This window comes from Nocardioides sp. (genome assembly GCF_035429765.1).
GTDB lineage: Bacteria > Actinomycetota > Actinomycetes > Propionibacteriales > Nocardioidaceae > Nocardioides.
In genome coordinates, this window is record NZ_DAOMFK010000290.1 from 1 (window position 1) to 2,692 (window position 2,692).

A 2,692-nucleotide genomic window follows, 5' to 3' on the forward strand; every position below is an offset into this window, starting at 1 on the left:
CCCCCCCCCCCCGCACCCACCGGCCCCGGCCGGGCAGCCCGGCCGCCCCGACCCCGACGCGGCGAGGGCCAGTGGGCCCTCGGCTACCGAGAGCCCCTCAACGCCAACGAGCGGCTGAAGAAGGACGACGACCCGTTGCACGTCCGGGCTCGGATCGAAGGGATCTACGCCCACCGCGGCTTCTCCTCCATCGACCCCGACGACCTGCGTGGACGGTTCCGCTGGTGGGGCCTCTACACCCAGCGGGCCGAGGGCTTCGACGGGTCCCGCACCGGCACCCTCCAGCCCCACGAGCTCGAGGCGGAGTACTTCATGATGCGGGTGCGCACCGACGGGGAGGTGCTGGGAGCGGCCCAGCTGCGCGCGCTGGGTGAGGTCTCCACCGACTACGCGCGCGGCACCGCCGACCTCACCGACCGCGGCAACGTCCAGTACCACTGGGTCGCCATCGAGGACGTGCCGGCGATCTGGCGGCGGCTGGAACGGGTCGGCCTGCAGACCCAGGAGGCGTGCGGCGACAGCCCGCGTCCCTTCCTGGGCTCGCCGGTGGCCGGTATCGCCGCCGACGAGATCATCGACGGCACCCCTGCCCTGGCCGAGATCACAGCCCGGTTCATCGGCAACCCCGAGTTCTCCAACCTGCCGCGGAAGTTCAAGACCGCCGTCACCGGCCACCCCAGCCACGACGCCGCCCCCGAGGTCAACGACGTCGCGTTCGTCGGCTCGGTCCACCCCGAGCTGGGCCCGGGCTTCGACCTCTGGGTCGGCGGCGGCCTGTCCACCAACCCGATGCTCGCGGCGAAGCTGGGGGTCTGGGTGCCGCTGGAGGAGGTCGCCGACGTGTGGGAGGGCGTGATCTCGGTCTTCCGCGACTACGGCTACCGACGGCTGCGCTCCCGGGCGCGGCTGAAGTTCCTGGTCGCCGACTGGGGCGCCGAGCGGTTCCGTGAGGTCCTCGAGACCGAGTACCTGCACCGCCGGCTGGTGTCGCTGGCCTCCCCCGCCTCCCCGGACCGGCCGGGGGACCACGTCGGGGTGCACCGGCAGAAGGACGGCGACTGCTACGTCGGCGCCGCCCCGGTCGTCGGGCGGGTGGACGGCCCGACGCTGGTGGCGCTGGCCGACCTGGTCGAGCGGTACGGCGCGCGCGGCGTCCGGCTCACGGCGTACCAGAAGCTGGTCGTGCTGGGCGTGCCCGCCGGGGACGTCGCCGCCTTCGTGGCCGACCTCGACCGGATCGGGCTCAGCGCCCGCCCCTCAGCCTGGCGGCGCGGCACCATGGCGTGCACCGGGATCGAGTTCTGCAAGCTGGCGATCGTGGACACCAAGCGCCGAGCGCAGGCCCTCGTGGCCGCGCTTGAGGAGCGCTTCCCCGACCTGGACACCCCGATCACGGTCAACGTCAACGGCTGCCCCAACGCCTGCGCCCGGACCCAGGTCGCCGACATCGGCCTGAAGGGGCAGCTGGTCCTCGACGCAGACGGCCGTCAGGTCGAGGGGTTCCAGGTCCACCTCGGCGGGGCGCTGGGGCTCGGCGCGGGGTTCGGCCGCAAGCTGCGGGCGCACAAGGTGACCAGCGCCGGGCTGGACGACTACGTGGCCGCCGTCGTGGAGGCGTTCCTCGCCGACCGGGTCCCCGGTGAGTCCTTCGCCGGCTGGGTGGCCCGCGCGGACGAGGAGCTGCTGCGCGGCGAGCGGACCCTCGAGGCGACCCCGGTCAGGGGGCGGCCGTGAGCGAGCGCATCGCCCCGTTCCACTGCCCCTACTGCGCCGAGGAGGACCTCCGGCCCCACGTGGGCGTCGAGGGGACCTCTCCGCCCGGCAGCTGGGAGTGCCGCTCCTGCCTGCGCGCCTTCACGGTCCGGCTGCTCGGGCTGCTGCCTCCGGTGGGTGCGTCGTGAGCGCCGCCACCACGCTCGCCGCCCGCACCAACCGGGGCAGCCGCACCGAGGGCCGCAGCCCGGAAGAGCTGCGCGACCTCGCCTCCCATGTGGGAGCCGAGCTCGAGCTGGCCCCGGCGGAGCACATCCTCGAGTGGGCGGTGGCCACCTTCGGCGAGCGGTTCTGCGTCACCTCCTCCATGGGTGACGCCGTGCTCGCCCACCTCGCCTCCCGGGTGTCGCCCGGGATCGAGGTGGTCTTCGTGGACACCGGGTACCACTTCGTGGAGACCCTCGGCACCCGCGACGCGGTCGAGGCGACGCTGCCCGTCCGCGTGCGCACCGTGTCCGCCGCCACCACGGTCGCCGAGCACGAGCGCGAGCTCGGCGCCGACCTGCACCGCAGGGACCCCGACCGGTGCTGCGCGCTGCGCAAGGTGGCCCCGCTCACCGAGGCGCTGGCCGGGTACGACGCGTGGGCCACCGGCCTGCGGCGGGCCGAGACCCACCGCCGGGTGATCGCCCCCGTGGTCGGCTGGGACGCCGGCAGGGGCAAGGTCAAGGTCTCGCCGCTGGCCCGCTGGAGCGACGAGGACGTCCGACGCTACGTCGAGACCCACCAGGTACTGGTCAACCCGCTGGTCCTCGACGGGTACCCGTCGATCGGCTGCGCACCCTGCACCCGCCGGGTCTCCCCCGACGCCGACCCGCGCAGCGGACACTGGGCCGGACTCCCCAAGACCGAGTGCGGGATCCACGCATACCCCCCCCCCCCCCCTCCCCCCCCCCCCCCCGCCCCTCCCCCCCCCCCC

General features: G+C 74.6%; 3 protein-coding genes. All 3 read left to right on the top strand.

All coding sequences use genetic code 11. The features are described from left to right. The coding region (locus PLP61_RS16315; RefSeq protein ID WP_324503820.1) for a nitrite/sulfite reductase at positions 1–1,734 on the top strand (1,734 nt) is incomplete at its 5' end. Further along, entirely contained in the window at positions 1,731–1,901 is a 171-nt protein-coding gene (locus tag PLP61_RS16320) for a hypothetical protein (protein WP_324503821.1), read from the top strand. The genes PLP61_RS16315 and PLP61_RS16320, both read left to right, overlap by 4 nt. Next, positions 1,898–2,692 (top strand): phosphoadenylyl-sulfate reductase (locus PLP61_RS16325; RefSeq protein WP_324503822.1); only part of this gene is annotated, 795 nt, incomplete at its 3' end. The genes PLP61_RS16320 and PLP61_RS16325, both read left to right, overlap by 4 nt.